23 protein-coding genes are annotated in these 19,231 nt (G+C 64.9%); 14 read left to right on the top strand and 9 right to left on the bottom strand.

From position 1 onward, the window contains the following. Positions 1 to 64 precede the first annotated feature (64 nt). From I6F31_RS17610 to I6F31_RS17630, 5 genes are all read right to left on the bottom strand, one after another. The gene (locus I6F31_RS17610) at positions 65 to 799 is read right to left on the bottom strand and encodes a hypothetical protein (RefSeq protein ID WP_225185822.1); all 735 of its coding nucleotides are present in this window, start codon (positions 797 to 799) and stop codon (positions 65 to 67) included. Beyond that, positions 796 to 1,212: a phage holin family protein gene (locus I6F31_RS17615; RefSeq protein ID WP_225185823.1), complete on the bottom strand. Its 417-nt coding sequence runs from the start codon at positions 1,210 to 1,212 to the stop codon at positions 796 to 798. Before I6F31_RS17615 ends, I6F31_RS17610 begins: the two co-directional genes overlap by 4 nt. Beyond that, positions 1,209 to 1,886 carry a hypothetical protein gene (locus I6F31_RS17620; protein ID WP_036022119.1) on the bottom strand — a complete coding sequence of 226 codons (678 nt, stop codon included), beginning with the start codon at positions 1,884 to 1,886 and terminating at the stop codon, positions 1,209 to 1,211. Before I6F31_RS17620 ends, I6F31_RS17615 begins: the two co-directional genes overlap by 4 nt. Positions 1,887 to 1,897: 11 nt before the next feature. Next, on the bottom strand, positions 1,898 to 2,857 hold the full coding sequence (locus tag I6F31_RS17625) for a DUF3618 domain-containing protein (RefSeq protein ID WP_036022116.1): 960 nt from the start codon (positions 2,855 to 2,857) through the stop codon (positions 1,898 to 1,900). A gap of 242 nt (positions 2,858 to 3,099) precedes the next feature. Further along, positions 3,100 to 4,311, bottom strand: a complete 1,212-nt coding sequence (locus I6F31_RS17630) for an LLM class flavin-dependent oxidoreductase (RefSeq protein ID WP_225185824.1) — start codon at positions 4,309 to 4,311, stop codon at positions 3,100 to 3,102. A 230-nt stretch (positions 4,312 to 4,541) separates the two neighbouring features. Between I6F31_RS17630 and napE the strand changes: the two genes are divergently transcribed. From napE to I6F31_RS17665, 7 genes are all read left to right on the top strand, one after another. After that, a complete protein-coding gene (napE, locus tag I6F31_RS17635) occupies positions 4,542 to 4,727 on the top strand; it encodes a periplasmic nitrate reductase, NapE protein (protein WP_018318384.1) in 186 nt (61 codons plus the stop codon). 26 nt (positions 4,728 to 4,753) lie between these two features. Next, on the top strand, positions 4,754 to 5,068 hold the full coding sequence (locus I6F31_RS17640; RefSeq protein ID WP_035998976.1) for a chaperone NapD: 315 nt from the start codon (positions 4,754 to 4,756) through the stop codon (positions 5,066 to 5,068). 16 nt (positions 5,069 to 5,084) lie between these two features. Beyond that, positions 5,085 to 7,598, top strand: coding sequence for a nitrate reductase catalytic subunit NapA (gene napA / locus I6F31_RS17645; RefSeq protein ID WP_225185825.1), 2,514 nt, complete (start codon positions 5,085 to 5,087; stop codon positions 7,596 to 7,598). Then, positions 7,595 to 8,065 (top strand): nitrate reductase cytochrome c-type subunit, encoded by a 471-nt coding sequence (locus I6F31_RS17650; protein ID WP_035998936.1) that lies wholly within the window; start codon positions 7,595 to 7,597, stop codon positions 8,063 to 8,065. The genes napA and I6F31_RS17650 overlap by 4 nt, the downstream gene beginning before the upstream one ends. Continuing rightward, complete coding sequence (locus tag I6F31_RS17655) at positions 8,062 to 8,715, top strand: NapC/NirT family cytochrome c (protein ID WP_035998932.1); 654 nt, start codon at positions 8,062 to 8,064, stop codon at positions 8,713 to 8,715. Before I6F31_RS17650 ends, I6F31_RS17655 begins: the two co-directional genes overlap by 4 nt. 266 nt (positions 8,716 to 8,981) lie before the next feature. Further along, entirely contained in the window at positions 8,982 to 10,097 is a 1,116-nt protein-coding gene (locus I6F31_RS17660; protein ID WP_035998929.1) for an ATP-dependent RecD-like DNA helicase, read from the top strand. Between the two features lie 156 nt (positions 10,098 to 10,253). After that, on the top strand, positions 10,254 to 11,633 hold the full coding sequence (locus I6F31_RS17665) for a lipase family protein (protein ID WP_225185826.1): 1,380 nt from the start codon (positions 10,254 to 10,256) through the stop codon (positions 11,631 to 11,633). A gap of 6 nt (positions 11,634 to 11,639) precedes the next feature. On the opposite strand, the gene I6F31_RS17670 is transcribed toward I6F31_RS17665, so the two are convergent. Then, positions 11,640 to 13,328, bottom strand: a complete 1,689-nt coding sequence (locus I6F31_RS17670; RefSeq protein ID WP_225185827.1) for a caspase family protein — start codon at positions 13,326 to 13,328, stop codon at positions 11,640 to 11,642. 247 nt (positions 13,329 to 13,575) lie between these two features. Between I6F31_RS17670 and msrA the strand changes: the two genes are divergently transcribed. The 4 genes from msrA to I6F31_RS17690 all read left to right on the top strand — a co-directional run bounded on the left by msrA (position 13,576) and on the right by I6F31_RS17690 (position 15,510). Further along, positions 13,576 to 14,280 carry a peptide-methionine (S)-S-oxide reductase MsrA gene (gene msrA / locus I6F31_RS17675; RefSeq protein ID WP_225185828.1) on the top strand — a complete coding sequence of 235 codons (705 nt, stop codon included), beginning with the start codon at positions 13,576 to 13,578 and terminating at the stop codon, positions 14,278 to 14,280. A 30-nt stretch (positions 14,281 to 14,310) separates the two neighbouring features. After that, positions 14,311 to 14,730, top strand: a complete 420-nt coding sequence (gene msrB, locus I6F31_RS17680) for a peptide-methionine (R)-S-oxide reductase MsrB (RefSeq protein WP_035998918.1) — start codon at positions 14,311 to 14,313, stop codon at positions 14,728 to 14,730. 109 nt (positions 14,731 to 14,839) lie between these two features. Beyond that, the gene (locus tag I6F31_RS17685) at positions 14,840 to 15,004 is read left to right on the top strand and encodes a DUF3309 family protein (protein WP_035998916.1); all 165 of its coding nucleotides are present in this window, start codon (positions 14,840 to 14,842) and stop codon (positions 15,002 to 15,004) included. 212 nt (positions 15,005 to 15,216) lie between these two features. After that, positions 15,217 to 15,510: a hypothetical protein gene (locus I6F31_RS17690; RefSeq protein WP_024337713.1), complete on the top strand. Its 294-nt coding sequence runs from the start codon at positions 15,217 to 15,219 to the stop codon at positions 15,508 to 15,510. Between the two features lie 238 nt (positions 15,511 to 15,748). Here I6F31_RS17690 and I6F31_RS17695 read toward each other — a convergent pair whose 3' ends face one another. Together I6F31_RS17695 and I6F31_RS17700 are read right to left on the bottom strand one after the other, a co-directional pair. Beyond that, a complete protein-coding gene (locus I6F31_RS17695; protein ID WP_225185829.1) occupies positions 15,749 to 16,291 on the bottom strand; it encodes a DUF4112 domain-containing protein in 543 nt (180 codons plus the stop codon). Between the two features lie 58 nt (positions 16,292 to 16,349). Further along, on the bottom strand, positions 16,350 to 16,775 hold the full coding sequence (locus tag I6F31_RS17700) for a DUF5413 family protein (protein WP_035998913.1): 426 nt from the start codon (positions 16,773 to 16,775) through the stop codon (positions 16,350 to 16,352). A 148-nt stretch (positions 16,776 to 16,923) separates the two neighbouring features. Here I6F31_RS17700 and I6F31_RS17705 point away from each other — a divergent pair, with 148 nt between their 5' ends. From I6F31_RS17705 to I6F31_RS17715, 3 genes are all read left to right on the top strand, one after another. Beyond that, positions 16,924 to 17,181 carry a hypothetical protein gene (locus I6F31_RS17705; protein WP_225185830.1) on the top strand — a complete coding sequence of 86 codons (258 nt, stop codon included), beginning with the start codon at positions 16,924 to 16,926 and terminating at the stop codon, positions 17,179 to 17,181. A 35-nt stretch (positions 17,182 to 17,216) separates the two neighbouring features. Further along, entirely contained in the window at positions 17,217 to 17,435 is a 219-nt protein-coding gene (locus I6F31_RS17710; RefSeq protein WP_035998908.1) for a hypothetical protein, read from the top strand. A 252-nt stretch (positions 17,436 to 17,687) separates the two neighbouring features. After that, positions 17,688 to 17,960, top strand: a complete 273-nt coding sequence (locus tag I6F31_RS17715; RefSeq protein WP_035998968.1) for a hypothetical protein — start codon at positions 17,688 to 17,690, stop codon at positions 17,958 to 17,960. A 120-nt stretch (positions 17,961 to 18,080) separates the two neighbouring features. Here the strand turns inward: I6F31_RS17715 and I6F31_RS17720 are convergent. Next, positions 18,081 to 19,231 (bottom strand): hypothetical protein (locus I6F31_RS17720; RefSeq protein ID WP_225158492.1); only part of this gene is annotated, 1,151 nt, incomplete at its 5' end.

Consider the following 19,231-nt stretch of genomic DNA (forward strand, 5'->3'; position numbering starts at 1 on the left):
ACCTGCCTGATCACCCAACCAGAGCGAGGCGCGTGGCCAGCGCACCCCGCTCTCCGTCGCCTCACTACGGAGCCTTCACCTCGGCGCGGGCAGCTGCCGCGGCGTCCATCCCGGCCTGCTTGACTCGGTCCACAATCTCGGCGCCGGTATCGCTGATTTCCGAGACAACCGTGTCCGAGGCTTCACGCAGGGCCTGCGAGACCGCACCGGCGCGCCGGTTCAGGTCAGCCTTCACGTCGTCGCTGACGTCTCCGATATACTGGTTCTCGATCTCGGAGGCGCGGAACGCGCCCGCCACGGCCGCACCAATTGCGATGCCCACGACCCCTAGCACGAGCGGTTGCCGCTCCAGCATGTCCGCCAGTGACGACTTCGCACTCGCCATGGTGTCCTTGTTCGGAAGCGCATTGCCCAGCTTGCTGAATTGCTCCTGCGCGAAGGCGACGCCCTCGTCGAAACGATCCCGGACGCCCTCGGCGGCCTGCGACATAGTATCGGAAGCGGCGGCGGTCGCGCCACGCAGGGTCTCCCCGACCCCTTGCGAGCCGTCGTTGTCCATTTCGGGGGCGGTCGGCGGCGCCACGGTCCGCTTGATCGCGGATGCTGCCGAGCTGAAGCCGCGCGTCCCTAAGTCGGCAACGGGTTCGACGGCCTCGGCAGCAGAACGCGCTACAGTCTTTAACTTCTGGTCGCCGGCCAATAGCCAAAGCGCGCCGCCTCCGATGAGGGCCACGGCAAGCGGATTGTCCCTGGCGGCCGTTACCAGATTGTCGATAAAACCGGTTTTCGTGCTGCTCATCGCACCATTCCCTTCACGGTGTCCTTGTCTTTTTCCAGCTGGCCGATCGTTTCGCGGGGAGCCAGCTGACGCATATCAAGCCGGTTCATGCCCATGGCCACCAGCGCGGCGGCGATGGCCGCAGCGATGACTGCCGATGTCAGATATGACAGTGGCTGCGACCATCCTGCGGAGATCAATGCGGCCGAGAGGGCAAACAAGGCCATGACGATGGCCGGGATCACCAGAACGGCGCCGCCTACGATCAAGCCGACGGCGCCGCCGATATTCTGGAGCTTCTCGCCAACTTCTGCCTTTGCCAGGTCGATCTCGTTCTGGAACAGCTTGGCGAACTGCGACATGGCATCGCCGAGCAGCGTCGAGATTTCCCTGAACTCGCTTTTGCTGGTTTTGATATCGCGCTCGATGCTCATGGTAACGTGCTGCCCTGGAAGGATGAGGATTGTTGCGTATGGGGGTTACGGGTCCCGGACTCCCGATTCCAGTTTTGCTCTCCCGCCGAAAACGGTCTCCCGCCCGACGTTTGCCCGCTCCCCGACGTGCTGCCGGGGGTGTTGCGCTGCCCTTGGGATGACGACTGTCCGCCCGATGCCTTCAGGAAGCGAACGGCCGCGAAGCCAGCCAGCACCGATATGCCAAGAAAGGCGGCCGGCTGACGTTTGGCGAAATCGGTCGCGCCTGCGACAAGATCTCGGAAGCTTCCGTCCCGAATCTTCTGGGCGGCATCCTCGACATAGTCCGCCGCCGAACCGATGCCGCGTGCGGCGAACGGTACGTCGCTCTCGAAAGCCCGTCCGGCCTCGCGGATGTTGGCCGCGAGGCGCTCGACGAAATCGGCGCCCGATCGCTGCTGTTCGCGCGCCTGGCTCTGAATCTGGTCCATGGTTCCGTCCGCGACGCCCTTTGCTGCATCCGCGGCCTCGCCGAACTTGTCTCGCGCGACGTCGGCCGATGCCCGGAACGCATCGCCGGCGCGCTGCTTCATCTCCGCTCCGGCATCGCCGATCTGCTCTTTCATGTCCTTCGCGGTGCCCTTGTCCTGGTTCTTTGTGAACTGCTTCACGTTCTGCGGGTCCAAATCGCTCATGATGGTTTCCTTCAGGTTTTGGTTTGAGAGGGGCTAAAGGCAGCTTTGACGACGTCGTCCGCAGCCTCCTTCAGAGTGTCCGCCATGTTCTGCGTCATGCGGCTGGCATGGGTGCCGAGATCAGCATCGGCGACCCTTTGCGCCGCAGCATCGGCCGCCGACGTGGTGGCGTCTCTTGCGGCCTCGAACCCGGATTGCGCCGCGGCGGCAGCAGCCTGCTTCACCCCGTCGCTCGTCCGGCCCATAACCTTAGCTTCGACCTTGGTCTCGGGAAGAGCAGCCGCAATGATGGCGCCGATCGCGATGCCCAGGCCGCCGATGAGCGCAGCATTGTCGCCAATGGCCTGCCGGGCCTGGTCAGGCGCGCTCGCGGCGGCATCCCTGGTTGCATTCATGCCACTCTTGAGCTTTTCACTCGCAAAAGTGGCAGCACGCGCCGCGCTCTCCCGCAGATCAGCGGCAATGCCGGCGGCCTTCTCCTGCGCGTCATCAGCCATGCCAGCGGTTCGGCTTTGCGCGGAGGACAGCGTCTCCTTGGCATCACCCTGCATCGCCCGTGCGCCCTCGGCCACCCCCTCAAGCATGTGCCCGGCTTTGTCCAAGACCGGGCCGGTGACGTCTGCAGCACGATCGCGCACCGTCTTCGAGGTCAGGGCGAGTCCTGCGCCGATCATGAGAAGTGGCAACGGCGTACCTCGCACCAACCGAAGCAACGGAACGCCCACTGCGGCGCCCGCGGCCACTGCGCCCATCGGGTTGTCCATGATCTGTTGCTTGAGCCCTTCGACCCAGCTCTGGGTCTTGTGGCTGACGTATTCGGTGACTTCGGATTTGATGTGCTGCGGCGAGACTTTGTGGCGAATGTCCTCGGCGGTGTCCGATATCTGCTCCTTCAACCGTCCGACCGTCGCCGCCAGCTCCGCGCGGCTACGCTCGGACTCCCGTCTCAACTCCTCCACGGATCGTGTCATCGCGTTACCCTCTTGCTTTGTTTCTTGGATTTGAGGTCGAACTCACGCTGTGTTGAATCGTTCCTCGCGCCGCTTGGGCGCTTGCTGGGACGACGATATGCGTGAAGCAGCGCAAGGGACGTCGAGCGCCCAGCCATTGCTGGATGCAGAGAGTTCGAAAGGTCTGCTCCGGGTCAAAACGCCGCACTCCTGCGCGGCTCACCGCACCGGCTTCAGCGCCAGGAAGCAGGACCTGTCGTTGCTTACACGCTACCCCGCCGCCGCCTTCGCGGGGGCACGTTGATCGCCAGCTTGCCGTAGCGATCGGTGAAGGCCTCGGTATCGATCTCTTCCAGCTCGATCTCGCCGCTCATCACGCCCTGCTTCCAGGCCGCCTGCGCCGGATCGTTCTGGAACTCCGGCATCACCTCGCGACCGAACAGCTCCAGCGACTCGCAGATATGCTCGTGACTGTTCTTGCCGGCCTGGTTGAGCAAGATGACCTGGTCGATGTGCGAGGACTGGAAGCGCTTCAGCTTCTTCCGGATCGTCTCGGGCGAGCCGATCAGGCCGCCACGCAGCGCCGCCTCCTGGGCTTGCGGATTGTCGCGCTTCCACTTGTTGTACTCGTCCCACATGTTGACGGTGTAGGGCGCGGGGCGCTGGCGGCTCTGCGAAGCGCCGTAGAAGCGCAGCGCAAACTGGAAGAAGGTGGCGCCGTCGGCGCGGGCGCGCGCCTCTTCATCCGTCTTCGCGCACATGAAGAACGAGACCAGCGCCATGTTCGGATTGATCTCGTAGTCGGCGAGCTTGTGCAGCCGCTTGGTGATGGCGTTGTAATAGGCGTGCACCCAGGCATGCGCGGCATCGGCGCTGACGAACTGGAAGCCGAGCGCACCGAAGCCGTGGCGGCCGGCACGTTCGATGGTCGGCAGCTGCGAGCAGGCCATCCACAGGGGCGGGTGCGGCTTCTGCACCGGCTTGGGCACGACGTTGCGCAAGGGGATGTCGAAATATTTGCCGTGATGCTCTGAGCCTGCGTCCTTGAACATCGGGAAGATGGCCGCGACCGCCTCCTCGAACACCTCCTTCTTGGTCTCCATGTCGCGGCCGAACGGCTCGAGCTCGGTGATCGAGGCGCTCTCGCCCATGCCGAACTCGCAGCGGCCGTTCGAAAGCAGATCCAGCACCGCGACGCGCTCGGCGACGCGCGCCGGATGGTTGGTGGTGAGCTGGAGGATGCCGTGGCCGAGCCGGATGTTCTTGGTGCGCTGGCTTGCGGCAGCCAGGAACGATTCCGGCGAGGGCGAGTGCGAATATTCCTCGAGGAAGTGATGCTCGACCACCCAGGCATGGTCGTAGCCGAGCCTGTCGGCGAGCTCCATCTGCGAGAGCGCATTCTGATAAAGGGCGAGCTCATCGCCGGCCACCCAGGGCCGCGGCAGCTGCAGCTCGTAGAAGATGCCGAACTTCATGGCGTCGCTCTCCCGCTTATTGTTGTTAACGGCATCTTAATGCGCGAGGCGACGCTGTCTACGGATGCGCAATTCCGCCACGTGGGAGACGATCCATCCTCCGGCGCAGCGAGAAGCAGCCAACCGACATTGATCCAAATCAACGCGCTGTCGGGTGGAACGTATCTAAAGTGCAGCAAGGCGACGGCCCGGATGCCGTCACGATTCCCCACAGCTTCAAGAGACCGAATATGTCGGCCCCTGACGACACGACGTCGCGCGTGCGCCGTAAGCGCATGGAGATTTTCGCCTTCCTGTTCCTGACCGCGATCGTGATGCCCGTGCTCGCGGTCGGGACCGTCGGCAGTTACGGCCTTGGCGTCTGGATCTACCAGATGTTCGCCGGCCCTCCCGGCCCGCCGCCCTCCCCGCATTGACCGGCAACCAGCGAAAGACAGGCATCATGGCTCACGCCACACTCAACCGCCGCGCCTTGATCACCGGCCGGATGCTCAGCGCCGACCGCGTCATCGCGCCGCCGGGCGCCGAGATCGCCAGCATCATCGTGCAGGCGCGGCCCGAGCGCCTTGCCGAACTGGAAGCGGAGATCGCAGCGCTTCCCGGCTGCGAGATTCATGCCCGCGACGCGCGCGGAAAGCTCGTCGTCGTGGCTGAAGCGGCGGATGCCGGCAGCCTTGGCACCATGCTCAACACCATCCAGTCGCTGCCGAACGTCTATTCCGCGGCGCTCGTCTTCCACGCCATTGAAACCGCCTGAGTCAGGAAGAGCCATCATGACATCGCCGAAGCTCGACCGCCGCCAGATGCTCAAGCTCGAGGCCGCCGCGATCGCCGCGGCCGCCGCCGGCCTGCCGGCACCGGCGCTCGCCGCCAACCTCGCCGCCGAGCGGAAGGAGAGCGAATTGAAATGGGACAAGGCCGCCTGCCGCTTCTGCGGCACAGGCTGCTCGGTGATGGTCGCGACCAAGGACAACCGCGTCGTCGCCACCCACGGCGACATCAAGGCCGAGGTCAATCGCGGCCTCAACTGCGTCAAGGGCTACTTCCTCTCCAAGATCATGTACGGCCATGACCGGCTGACGCAGCCGATGCTGCGCAAGACGGGCGGCAAGTACGACAAGAACGGCGAGTTCACGCCCGTCACCTGGACCGAAGCCTTCGACATCATGGAGCTGAAGTGGAAGGAAGCGATCAAGAAGCGCGGCCCCAACGGCGTCGCCATGTTCGGCTCTGGCCAGTGGACGATCTGGGAAGGCTATGCCGCCGTCAAGCTGTTCAAGGCCGGCTTCCGCACCAACAACATCGATCCCAATGCGCGGCACTGCATGGCCTCGGCGGTCGCCGGCATGATGCGCACCTTCGGCATCGACGAGCCGGCCGGCTGCTACGACGACATCGAGGCCACCGATGCCTTCGTGCTGTGGGGCTCCAACATGGCGGAGATGCATCCGATCCTGTGGACGCGCATCGCCGACCGTCGGCTGTCCGCACCGCATGTCCGCGTCGCCGTGCTCTCCACCTTCGAGCACCGCTCGTTCGACCTCGCCGACATCGGCATGGTGTTCAAGCCGCACACCGACCTGTACATCCTCAACGCCATCGCCAACCACATCATCAAGACCGGTCGCGTCAACAAGGACTTCGTTGCCGCACATACCGTGTTCAAGCGCGGCCAGACCGACATTGGCTACGGCCTGCGGCCCGAGCATCCGCTGCAGAAGAAGGCGACGGGCGCGGCGAAACCCAACGACGCCACCGACATGAGCTATGACGAATTCGGCAAGTTCGTGTCGGAGTACACGCTGGAAAAGGCCGCGCAGATGTCCGGCGTGCCGCTGAACCGGCTCGAGGCGCTGGCCGAGTTGTATGCCGACCCGAAGACAAAAGTGGTCTCGTTCTGGACCATGGGCTTCAACCAGCACACCCGCGGCGTCTGGTGCAACAACCTCGTCTACAACATCCACCTTTTGACCGGAAAGATCTCCGCGCCCGGCAACAGCCCGTTCTCGCTGACCGGCCAGCCCTCGGCCTGCGGCACCGCGCGCGAGGTCGGCACCTTCTCGCACCGTCTGCCCGCGGACATGGTGGTGACCAACAAGAAGCATCGCGACCACACCGAGCAGATCTGGCAGCTGCCCGAAGGCACCATTCCCGACAAGCCGGGCGCGCACGCCGTGCTGCAAAGCCGGATGCTGAAGGACGGCCTGATCAACGCCTATTGGGTGCAGGTCAACAACAACCTGCAGGCCGGTCCCAACGTCAACGAGGAGATCTATCCAGGCTTCCGCAACCCCGACAATTTCATCGTGGTCTCCGATGCCTATCCAACCGTGACGGCGCTCGCCGCCGATCTGATCCTGCCCACCGCGATGTGGGTGGAGAAGGAAGGCGCCTACGGCAATGCCGAGCGGCGCACCCAGTTCTGGCACCAGCTCGTCCCCGCGCCGGGCGATTCGAAGTCGGATCTCTGGCAACTCATGGAGTTCTCCAAGCGCTTTAGAATCGAGGAGGTCTGGCCCGCGGAGCTGATCGCCAAGAAGCCGGAATATCGCGGCAAGACCCTGTTCGACGTGCTCTACAAGAATGGCCAGGTCGACAAATTCCCGGTCACCGATATCGAGCCGGGCTATGCCAACGACGAATCCAAGGCGTTCGGCTTCTACGTCCACAAGGGCCTGTTCGAGGAATATGCCCAGTTCGGCCGCGGCCATGGCCACGACCTCGCGCCGTTCGACACCTATCACCGGGAGCGCGGCCTGCGCTGGCCCGTCGTCAACGGCCAGGAGACCAAGTGGCGCTTCCGCGAAGGCAGCGACCCCTACGTCAAGCAGGGCACCAACGTGCAGTTCTACGGCCATGCCGACGGCAAGGCCCGCATCTTCGCGCTGCCCTACGAGCCGCCGGCGGAATCGCCCGACAACGAATATCCCTACTGGCTCTCCACCGGCCGCGTGCTGGAGCACTGGCATTCCGGCACCATGACGCGCCGCGTCCCCGAGCTGTTCAAGGCCTTTCCCGAAGCCGTCTGCTTCATGCATCCGGACGATGCGCAGGAGGCGAAGCTGCGCCGCGGCGACGAGGTGAAGGTGGTCTCCCGCCGCGGCTTCATCCGCGCCCGCGTCGAGACGCGCGGCCGCGACCGGCCGCCGCGCGGCCTCGTCTTCGTGCCGTGGTTCGACGAATCCAAGCTGATCAACAAGGTGACGCTCGACGCCACCGATCCGATCTCGCTGCAGACCGACTTCAAGAAATGCGCCGTGCGCATCGAGCGGGTGAACATGTCATGATGAAACGATCCGCAATCATCCTGCTCGCCTTCGCGATCGCAGCGGGCACGAGCTCGCTGACGGCGCAGACGGTGACCTCCGGCCTGCGCGGCCCGACCCCGCTCAACGACGAGGGCCCGGCGCCGCCGATGCTGCCGAACCGCAACACCTCCGAGAAGGAGGTGCGCAACTATCCGGAGCAGCCGCCCGTCATCCCGCATAATATCGACGGCTACCAGGTCGACCTCAACGGCAACAAATGCCTGTCCTGCCATGCACGGGCGCGCACGGCGGAGTCGCAGGCGCCGATGGTGTCGATCACGCACTTCATGGATCGCGACGGCCAGTTCCTGGCCTCGGTCTCGCCGCGCCGCTTCTTCTGCACCGAATGCCACGTGCCGCAGAACACCGCCAATCCTCCGGTCAGCAACGATTTCACCGACATCGACACGCTGCTGTCACGCGCAAGCCCGGGTGGCCGCAGATGACGACGACTGCCGACGATCCCAACGCGGAGCTGAATGCCAAGCGCGGCGTCATCGCGCGCAGCCGGGCGTTCCTGCTCGAGCTGTGGCAGGTGCTGACCCGGCCGAGCTCGGTGTTCGCGCTCGGCACCCTGGTGCTGGCCGGTTTCGTCGCCGGAGTGATCTTCTGGGGCGGCTTCAACACCGCGCTGGAGATCACCAACACCGAGAAGTTCTGCACCGGCTGCCACGAGATGAAGGACAATGTCTACGCCGAGCTGAAGTCGACCGTCCACTTCACCAACCGCTCCGGCGTGCGCGCGACCTGCCCGGACTGCCACGTGCCGCACAACTGGACCGACAAGATCGCGCGAAAGATGCAGGCCTCCAAGGAGGTCTGGGGCAAGATCTTCGGCACGATCGACACCCGCGAGAAATTCCAGGATCACCGGCTCGAGCTCGCCGCGCACGAATGGGCGCGCTTCAAGGCCAACGACTCGCTGGAATGCCGCAACTGCCACAGCGCCGATTCCATGGACATCACGAAGCAGTCGCCGCGGGCCTCGGTGGCGCACCAGCGCTTCCTGTTCACCAAGGAAAAGACCTGCATCGACTGCCACAAGGGCATCGCCCACCAGCTGCCCGACATGCGCGGCGTTCCCGGCTGGCAGTAGGGTTTGGCGACGCCTGAGTGAACGCCTCGTCCTTCGAGATGGCTGCTTCGCAGCCTCCTCAGGATGAGGCTCAACGGCATCTTGCCCGCCAAAAATGCCGCCGCGCACTCAGCCCTCATCCTGAGGGCCCGCCAAAGGCGGGCGTCTCGAAGGATGGCGGCCGGGAACGGACTTCAAATGCGACGGGCCCGCGCTTGAACCAGCGGGGCGAATGGTTAGTTTGGGGGAAGGCGAATCGCCTCATTCGCCGCTCCCTCAAGACAGACATGGCCACTTTCACCCCGCATCAGGATGCTGCGCTCAAGGCCGTCGGCGACTGGCTCAAGGCCAAGCCGGGACGGGGCGGCACGCCGCCGGTGTTCCGCCTGTTCGGCTTTGCCGGCACCGGCAAGACCACGTTGGCGCGGCACATCGCCGAGGGCGTCGACGGCGAGGTGAAGTTCGCCGCCTTCACCGGCAAGGCGGCCCTCGTCATGCGCAACAAGGGCTGCGACGGCGCCTCCACCATCCATTCGCTGATCTACCGCGCCCGCGAATCCGGCGAGGAGCAGCCGAGCTTCGAATTGTGGGACGATGCGCCGGCGTCGAAGGCGAAGCTGATCGTGATCGACGAATGCTCGATGGTCGATGCCGAATTGGGGCGCGACCTGATGTCGTTCGACTGTCCGCTGCTGGTGCTCGGCGATCCCGCGCAGTTGCCTCCGATCCAGGGCGGCGGCTTCTTCACCAATTCCGAGCCGGACGCGATGCTGACCGAGGTGCATCGCCAGGCCCAGGACGATCCGATCGTGCGGATGTCGATGGACGTGCGCGAGGGACGCGAGCTCGACATTGGCCGTTACGGCGAGAGCGAGGTCGTCTCGCGCAAGGAGCTCGATCCCGATCGCGTCATGGGCGCCGACCAGATCCTGGTCGGCCGCAACAACACGCGCCGCGCCTACAACATGCGGGTGCGCCAGCGCCAGAACATCGAGGACCAGTTCCCGGTCGCCGGCGACAAGCTGGTGTGCCTGCGCAACAACCGCAAGAAGGGCCTGTTCAATGGCGGCCTGTGGCGCGTCAAGTCGCGCAACACCTCGCGATCGAAATCGCGCATCCTCTCAATGCGGTTGTCGCCGGATGAGGATTTCGGTCACAAGGTGACCAAGGTCTCAGTGCGCGCCGATTGCTTCGAGGGCGGCGTCGAGCAGATCGCTTGGGAGCAGCGCAAGCCCTATGACGAGTTCGACTACGGCTATGTCCTGACCGTGCACAAATCGCAGGGCTCGCAATGGGACGACGTCGTGCTGTTCGACGAGAGCTTTGCGTTTCAGGATTCGCGGGCGCGGTGGCTGTATACGGGGATCACGCGGGCGGCGAAACGGCTGAGCGTGGTGGTATGAAGCTGCCGTGACGCGGATGAGCGTAGCGATTCCGCCGCTTGTAGCTGCGCTCATCCGGGCCACGGACCCTCACAATGAGCAGCCACGACGAGGTGCGTTCACCGCCCGCTAGGCTTTGTGCTGTATCAGCTTGCGATCTGCCTCGGAGTGGAACGCATGACCTCGCGCGCGACAAAGCCTGATGACCTCGATCGCCGGCTCGATGATGTTGCAGTGAGCCGCCGGAGCTTCCTCAAGTCCGGAAGCGCGGCAGCGGGCCTTGCGCTCTCGACCACAATTCCGGAAACCGCTTTTGGCTTGCCGGCGCAGGTACGACGCACGGATGCGGGCAAGCCTGTGCGCGTCTCCAAGGAACGGCTCAATACGCTGGCCGCAAAGTTCTACGCCGTCTTCAACGAAGGCAATATCCTGCCAGCTGCCTTTCCCGAAAGATATGCGGCACGAAACGACGTGGAGCTGCGGCGCATCGTCACCTTCACGCGCATCCCGGATACCGGAGAACGCGTCAAGGTCAGCGGCCTGCTTGCGGTTCCGGTCGGCGCGCGCGGCACCTTGCCGCTCCTGTCATGGCAGCACGGCACGATCCTCTCCTTCGATCAGGTCCCGTCGAACCTGCTGCGGCTGAAGGACGAAAATTACGAGCTGCGCGACAATGTCGATTCGATCGAGACCCTGTTCAATATCCAGCGCTTCGCCGGCAACGGCTATGCGGTCGTCGCGGCCGATTATGTCGGCAAGGGCCCTTATCGCAACGGTCGGAGCGAAGCCTATGCCGTGAAGGGCGCGACGGTGCAATGCTGCCTCGACATCCTGACGGCAGGGTTGCACGAATTGCGGACACTGAGCCTGCGCCAATCAAACCTGTTCCTGAACGGTTGGTCGCAAGGCGCCTTGAACACGCAGTGGCTGAAACAGGAGCTGCAGCGCCGCGGCATCAAGGTGCGGGCGACCGCCACACAGAGTCCGTTCAATGATCTCGCCGAGAGCTTTCACTATTGGACGAACCCCACGGCCTATATTCCGGCCTCGGAAACCTCCTACCCGATGCCGCCGGCCTGGATCACACCCTGCCTGATCGTCCTGCTCGGCAGCTATCGCCGCTACTACGGGCTGACCGACTTGTTCAAGACGGCGGTCAAGCCCCAATATCAAGCCTTCGCGGAGAAATACTGGTCCGATTACAGCCTCGAGGGCGAGATCGCGAAGAGCATTCCGCCCGCCGGCGATTTCCTGGTCGAAGGCTTCTTCGATCGCTTCACCAACGAGACCAACAGCGCATTGCTGCGCCGCCTTGGTGGCAATGGTGCGACGTACTGGCAGTACGATTCCCCGATCAGATTTTACTACGGGCTGGCCGATGAGGCGCTGCATCCCCGGCTGGTGCGGCCCGCAATCGCCGCCGGTGGGCATTTCGCCGCGGGCGTCGCGGTCAATGGCGCAAGCCATCGCGGCATGTTCCTGTCGAGCCTCTATGGCGAAGCGGCCGTTCTGAACGGAAACGCGACGGCGTTCGACTGGTTCAATTCGCTGGCGTGAGCGCGGCTACTTCCCCGCGACGAAGTAAAAATCTTCCCGCCCGGGCGGCGACCCATAGGTGAACGGCTGCTGCTCGTGCCTGGTCGCGGCCCAGACGTCGTCGCGGACGATGTCGAACAATTTTCGGATCTCGACCTTCGGCTGCTTGATCTCGCGCGCGAGCGCGGTGGCGAACGGGCTGTTGGGGCTACCATCGCCATCCATCGCGGTCTGGCCGTGCTTGGCGGCGTAGACGACCATGAAGCCCGCACCGGGCTCGATGTTAGAAAAGCCCTTCTCGACCAGCTTCAGCGACAGCGTGCGCTGCATGGCCGGCGCGAACGGATTGTCGCGGCAGGCATCGAGGACGACGAGACGCACTTTTCGCGCCGCGCCGACCGCGGCGATCACCTGCTCGAGCGCGACGGCCTCGGTCTCGGCGTCCTTGTCGGCGGTGAGCTTGGCGTCGACCGGAACGAGATAGTTCACCCCGCCGATCTCGAAACCATGGCCGGCATAATACACCATGGCCCAATCGGCCTTTTCCGCTTCCTCGGCGAAGGCCTTCAGCGTCTGGAAGAACGCATCGCGGGTGAGGTCCCTGGTGTCCATCACGGTCTGGAAGCCGAGGTCGCGCAGCACGCCGGCGATCAGCTTCGAGTCGCGCGGTGGATTTGGCAACGCATGGACGTTCTTGTAGGCGCCGTTGCCGACCACCAGCGCGACGCGACGGCCGGTCGTCGCGCTCGCCGCCTCCTTCGGCGTCAGGGCGGCGAGCCGCTCCTGCGCCATGGCGCGGGCGCGCGCAACCTCGGTCTCGTCGAACCTCGTCAGCGAATAGGCGGCGGCGCGATAATCGGCGCGGGCCTGCGCGAGATCCTTCCTGCGCTCGTAGATCTGGCCGCGGCCGGAATGGGCGCGGACATTGTTCGGGTTGATCTGGATGACCGTGTTGTAATCCTTCAGCGCGGCGTCGAGATCGCCCTTCATCATGTTGACGTCGGCGCGGTTGTTGATCGCGAACGCGTTCCTGGGCTGCTTTTCGATCAGGCCATTGCAATCGGCCAGGGCGCGGTCGAACTTGCCCATCATGCCGTAAGTGACGCAGCGGTTGCCGGCGATCTGCGGCGCAGCCGCATCAATCTTCTCGGCCTCGGCGAAATCGGCGATGGCGCCGTCGAAATCCTTCAACAGCGTGCGCGCGCGGGCGCGATTGGTCCAGGCGAGCAGGAATTTCGGGGTGTACTTGATCGACAGGCTGAAATCGTCGATCGCGCTCTGCAGCGCGCCGCGGCGCGCGTGGATGACGCCGCGGTTGTTGTAGGGAACGCCATAGGCCGGGCGTTTCCGGAGCGCGAGATTGTAGTCGGCCATCGCGAGATCCTCCTGCCCGCTCCGCTCATAGGCGAGGCCGCGCAGGTTGAGCGCGACGACGTTGTCGGGATCGAGGTCGATGGCCATGGACAGCGTCTCGATCGCGTGGACATGGTCGCGCTTGTTGAGCAGGACATTGCCACGCGCGGACAGGGCGATCGCCTTGTCCTTGGCGGTGAGGCGATCGGCGCTCAGCAGATTCTCGCAGGCGGCGGCGCGGGCCTGCAGCTCAGCCTGGCGGTCGCGGCACAAAGCGAGATCGTCGCCGGCTCGGGGATCGGCCGCGGCAAAGCAAGTGCCGGCGGCGAGGACGGCCAGGATCAGGAGTACGACGCGCAGCATATTGTCAGGCCAGCTCCAGCCACCATTTGGTCGATCACCGATCGCGCCGGTTCATCTAGCGCGGAGTTCCGCATCCCGCCAAGCCGGCCCGTCGCCGCGTCAGCCGCGTCCTCACGGTCTCGTGTCCGCCCCGGCGTAACAATCTGCGGTACGGCCCGTATCTCGGATGATGCGAAAACGCGGCCGGGCAGGCTGTTCGCCCGGTCCCGACCGCCCTAGACTGTCAGCCCTTCCGAAAGAGGATGCCATGCGCCGAACCGCCCTCGCCACCCTGCTCGCCGCAACCACCGCCCTGACGCTGGCTTTCGTGATGCCGTCGCGGGCCGCGGAGGAGGCGGTCGTGATCCCAGCCCCTACATTGGACGCGGCGCCCGCGAGCGGCGTCCAGACCGCCGTGCTCGCCGGCGGCTGCTTCTGGGGCGTGCAAGGCGTCTTCCAGCACACCGCAGGCGTGGTCAACGCGGTCTCCGGCTATGCCGGCGGCACCAAGGCGACCGCCGATTACAAGACCGTGTCGAGCGGCCGCTCCGGCCATGCCGAGGTGGTCGAGATCAAGTACGACCCGAAGAAGATCTCCTACGGCAGGATCCTGCAGATCTACTTCTCGGTGGTGCACGACCCGACTCAGCTCAACCGCCAGGGTCCCGACGTCGGCCCGCAATATCGCTCGGCCATCTTCACCACGTCGGACGAGCAGAAGAAGGTCGCGGAGGCCTATATTGCCCAGCTCAACGGCGCCAAGGTGTTCAACAAGCCGATCGTGACCAGGGTCGGCGCGCTGGAGGCGTTCTACCCGGCGGAGGCCTATCACCAGGACTATATGACGTTGCACCCGAACCAGCCCTACATCGCCTTCAACGACATTCCGAAGGTCGAGAACCTGAAAAAGCTGTTCGCGGATAACTACATCGAGAAGCCGACGCTGGTGAATGCCGGCAAGGCCACCAACTGATCGCGAGATCCCCAAAGCAACGGGAGACCCATGCCCGACACCAAGACGAAAGCGACCGACGACAAGGTCATCAAGAGTGAAGAGCAGTGGCGGCGCGAGCTGACGCCGATGCAATACGCCGTGCTGCGCGAGAAGGCGACCGAGCGTCCCTTCTCGGGCGAATATGAGCACGACCACCGTGCCGGCACCTATGTCTGTGCCGGCTGCGGCAATGTGCTGTTCGAGTCGGATGCCAAGTTCGATTCCGGCTGCGGCTGGCCGAGCTTCACCCAGCCCGCGGTCGAGAGCCACATCGACGAGGAGCGGGACACCAGCCACGGCATGATCCGCACCGAGGTGCTCTGCTCCAAATGCAGCGGCCATCTCGGCCACGTCTTTCCCGACGGCCCCGGGCCGACCGGCCTGCGCTACTGCATCAATTCCGCGGCCCTGAAGCTCGAGCCCAAATAAACCCAAGCCCGCCGCCGGGTTCCCCCATGGAACCCGGCGGCGCGATGTGCTTTTCTGCTCTGGCGGTGCGGCCGATCATCGCATTTCGGTGGCCGCCAGGGAGGATGCCATGGCGCTTGGGACCATCCTGATCATCCTGGTGATCATCTATCTCGTCGGCGGCCTGTCCGGCCGGTTCGGCGGCTACGGCTATGGCCTTGGCCATTCCGGCATCGGGATCGGCGGGGTCGTGCTGGTGATCCTGGTCGTGCTGCTGCTTCTTGGCAAAGTTTAAGCCATATAAGTCATTGAAACATTGATAAGTTTCGTCTCCGCGGGGCTGCCATGCGCTGATTCATCATCTCGCATCGCGGGGGTCGCATTTTTGTCAAATCGGCCTATATTAGAGGGCGACAACGACATGCGGCGGGCCCGCTCGATTGCGGCCCCTGCCCTCCCCAACCCCACGCGCTTAAAGCCCCAGAGAAGATCACGAGGTCTTTGACCATGCGTCCACTGCGTCCGTTCAACTTCAACACCTCCGCCGAGCTCTTCCCCGCCGCCATCCGCAAGAAGAAGCGCGCGGGCTTCACCTATCGGCGGTTCGGCACTGCGGCCGAGGCCGTGCAGTTCGCGATGGAGCAGTTGCCGACGGACTCGCTGAACGGCGCCTATCTCCAGGTCGAGGAAGCGCGCTTCGACCAGAACGGCATCCGCTCGCTGTACGAGAGCGATGCCTTCCCGCTGCCCCGCCGGCCCAAGCCGGCCCCGGCCGCGGAGACCGACGCCGACGCGGCGTAAGCTTTCGCAACAAAGTTCGATGTGCGCAGAAGGCGCGATGGCCGAAAGGTCGTCGCGCCTTTTGTGTTTTGGGCTTTCTCACCCGCTATCTCTCATCCGTCATTGCGAGCGCAGCGAAGCAATCCAGCGTCCCTCCGCGGAAAGATTCTGGATTGCTTCGCTGCGCTCGCAATGACGACTCTGGGAGATGGAGCGCATTGTCGACCAGTCGGACTCGCGGCGAGCGCTCTCAGCCAGGCTACATCCGCGGCTGCTTGTCCAGCCAGCGCTGAAGCAGGCGGACGTTGCGCGTGTTGGCGCGGAACATGACGTCGAAGGCGTCGCCCGCGAACGGGACGAGGCCGACCACGCCGTCAACCGCGACATTGCCGAGCATGCGCGCCGTGATGTGCCAGGGCGCGCCCAGCGCGCGGGCTTCGCGCACCAGCCACAGCGAGATCGCGGTGGTGATGATGTCGCCGACGACGGGAATCAATCCGATCAGCCCGTCGATGCCGTAGCGGATGTTGGTGCCAGGCAGGATGAAGGCGACGTCGAGCAGCTTGGCGATCGCCTCGAGCCGCGCGATCCGCTGCTCGCGCGTCAGATTGCCGAACGGGCTGCCTTGACCGAACTCGAAACGAAACTCGCGAAATCCCTGCTCCAGGCTTTCCGGCCTGATCTCGTGGCCGTCCTGGTCGATGATCGGGCCGCGCGCCTCGTCGCGCGAAAAGCGCGCATGCGAGCCGCTCCCGGAACGGGATTTGCGCGGAGCGAGGATGTCGTCGTCTTGCATGGCCATGGCCTTCAGTGAACGCGCCAGCGCGGCGGAGGTTGCGGCCGCGCCCGAACGCCGCGCGTCAGGTCGGCACCGGCGCGGCTTGCGGCTCCTCGACGTAGCGATGCACCAGCCAGGATGAAATCACCGCCGGCACGAAACCGACGAGCCCGTACAGGATGAACTGCACCGCGCCCGAATCCGGCCCGCGCGAGCTGTGGGTGAGCGAGGCCAGAGCGAAGGCGAACAGGCCGACCAGGAGCATCCGCAAGACCGGCCCAATCCGGCGGATGTGGATCAGGATGTCATCGACTGCGCCGATCATCAGCGCAGGCAAGAACCCGAACAGGTAGCTGTATTGGAGCGTCTTGAAGAACACCGCGAACAGCTTGCCGACCTCGCCGAGGTTGGTCTGGGCCCAATAGCCGGACTGGTAGGTCGTCGTCAGCAGCAGTAGGAACCCGCCGATGAATGGGACGACCAGCGCAAATACCAGATAGCGTTTCATCAAGCACCTCACACTCTGCAGGCGTTATAGCAGCGCAGCGGGAACCTTGAACAGCGGGCGCCGGGCTCCTTTAAGGGGAACAAGTGGCAAGGCGATGAGTTCATGCTGGACCTGAATTCAACCCTGGCAGACTGGAGCCGCTAGACTAATGGCCCGCAAATTACTCCCGGCCAGACTTCTCCTGGCGACGATTGCGCTCGCGGCCCTGAGCAGCCTGCCGGCGGCACCCGCGCTGGCCCAAGGCCATATGGGCACCCCGCAGGAGCGGCAGGCCTGCACGCGCGATGCGCAACGCTTCTGCCGCAAGGACCTCGGAAATGACGGCGCAGTGCAGAGCTGCTTGCAAGCCAACCGGGCCAAGCTGTCGAAGTCCTGCAGCAAGGTGTTTCAGAGCCACGGCATGTGAGGACGGACCCATACCCGCGAACGGAGAGTGACGCCATGTTGCACGACGAAGAGCTCTCGATCCTGCGGGACATCAGCCAATCCGTTGCCTTTGCCGACGACCCGCAGGGCAAGATGGGGCAATTGATCGCCGACGGCTACGTGATGAAAGACGGCGATCTGTTCGAGCTGACGCCCAAGGGCGTTACCGCTGTCGAGGAGCACGCCGCCGCTCTCGGCGCGAGCGATGAGGAACAAGCGTCTCCGATCGGCTGATCCGATCGCGCGACGTGACTGGCGTGCAACAATTGCGAATTCCTTTGTGCCGGCCATTGCGGGCGCGTGACAATGGCGCATACTTCGCTCGGGCGGCGCAGCACTTTCGATTCGAGCATCAAGAAGTCGAGCGACCACACGCGGGATCGAAGCTCCCGATGTGAAGGCTGCGACATGCGGCAGATCAAGCCGCGTGCGGCGCCCCAAAACCAAGCGGCTCAAGCCTTAAGGGAACTCGGGGATCCATTCCACATGACACGCCTTCAGACCATCGCTTCGCTCTTCGCAGTCGCCACCACCTTCGCTCTCCAGACCTCACCCAGTCTCGCCTTCACGCAAGAGGCCCAGCAGATGTGCTCGGGTGACGCCATGCGGCTGTGCTCCAGCGAGATTCCCGACATCCCGCGGATCACCGCCTGCATGGTGCGGAACAAGGCGCAGGTCAGCCCCGGCTGCCGCGCCGTGATGGACCGCCAGCACGCCGCCGCCGCGGCATCGCGCAAGCGGGAAGCCGCGGCGCAGTAGTCCTCTCGGACGTCATTCCGGGGCGTGCGAAGCACGAGCCCGGAATCCATCGGGCGGCATGTACGCGGTGAAATGGATTCCGGGTTCGCGCTTCGCGCGCCCCGGAATGACAGAAGAGCCTCAATCGCCCCACTGCGCGAAGGCGTCGTTGAAGGCGCGCTCGCCGGGGGCGCCCTTCTCGATGGCGATGATGGCGCGGCGCTGGTTGGCGTAGACCAGCGGCACGTCGAACCAGGAGCGCTCCTTCAGGAGCTGGACGTTGCGGGCGCGGTCGGCGTCGACATTGGAGAGGCCGACCAGGAAGAAGCCGTCGGTGACCTTGACCGCGAGGCCGGCGAGCGGCGTGCCGCGGGCCTGCTCGTTCGACTTCATCAAGATGCCCGGCACGTTGGAGACGCTGCCGCCGGGGAAATCCTGCGGCAGGATGAAGGTCAGCTCCGCCGTGTGGCTCGCCGGCAACGAGGAATCGGTGTTGCGGCGGAACGACATCGTCATCTTGAACTTGCGGTCGGGAATCTCGATGTCGGCGCGCACGGCGACGTCGGCCTTCTGGTTGCCCGAGGCCTTGATCGGCTCGAGCCGCCACACCACCGAGCCGACATATTGCTTGCCCTTCGGATCGGACGGATCCTCGTCGTAGAGCACGACCTTCTGCGCCACCGGCGCGACCGGCTGGTCCGCCGAGGGCTGACCGACGCGATCGGGAATCTTGGGCTTGCTCTGCGGCTGCGCCGGCGTCGTCGGCGTGTCAGCAACTTGCGTCGCGGACGGCTTGAGAAAGCCGTTGACGATCTGGACCAGTTGCTTGCCCCAGAGAATGCCGGCGCCGACCAGGATGAGCACGATGCCGACGGCAATCGCGCTCTTGAACGGAAAGGCGGAGCCGGTGCGGGCGCGCTTCTTGACGTCGCGATCGGGGGCGATGCGCGGACGCGGCGACGGCGGCTGCGGCGCGTAGCGCTCGGCCTCCTCGATCGACTCGTCGTAGGAATAGGGCGCTTCGGTCTCGCCGGCGCGGTTTTCCAGGCTCGGCTCCAGCCGGTCGAATTCCGGCGAGGGCGAGGGCACGTTGGCGTAGGTGCGGCGCGCGGCGCGGCTGGCCTGCGCGGCGGCACCGCCGAGATCGTTGGCGTCGGCCGTGATGTCGCGGAAGCCGCGCACGCCGGGTGAGGACGGCAGCGGCGGCGGGGGGCCGACGTCGGGCGGACGCCGCCCACCCTGGCGATCGCGGCCGGCCGGCGGCTCCGGCGGCGGGGCGGCGGGGCCAGGTG

The organism is Bradyrhizobium sp. NBAIM01 (genome assembly GCF_020194115.1).
Classification (GTDB): domain Bacteria; phylum Pseudomonadota; class Alphaproteobacteria; order Rhizobiales; family Xanthobacteraceae; genus Bradyrhizobium; species Bradyrhizobium yuanmingense.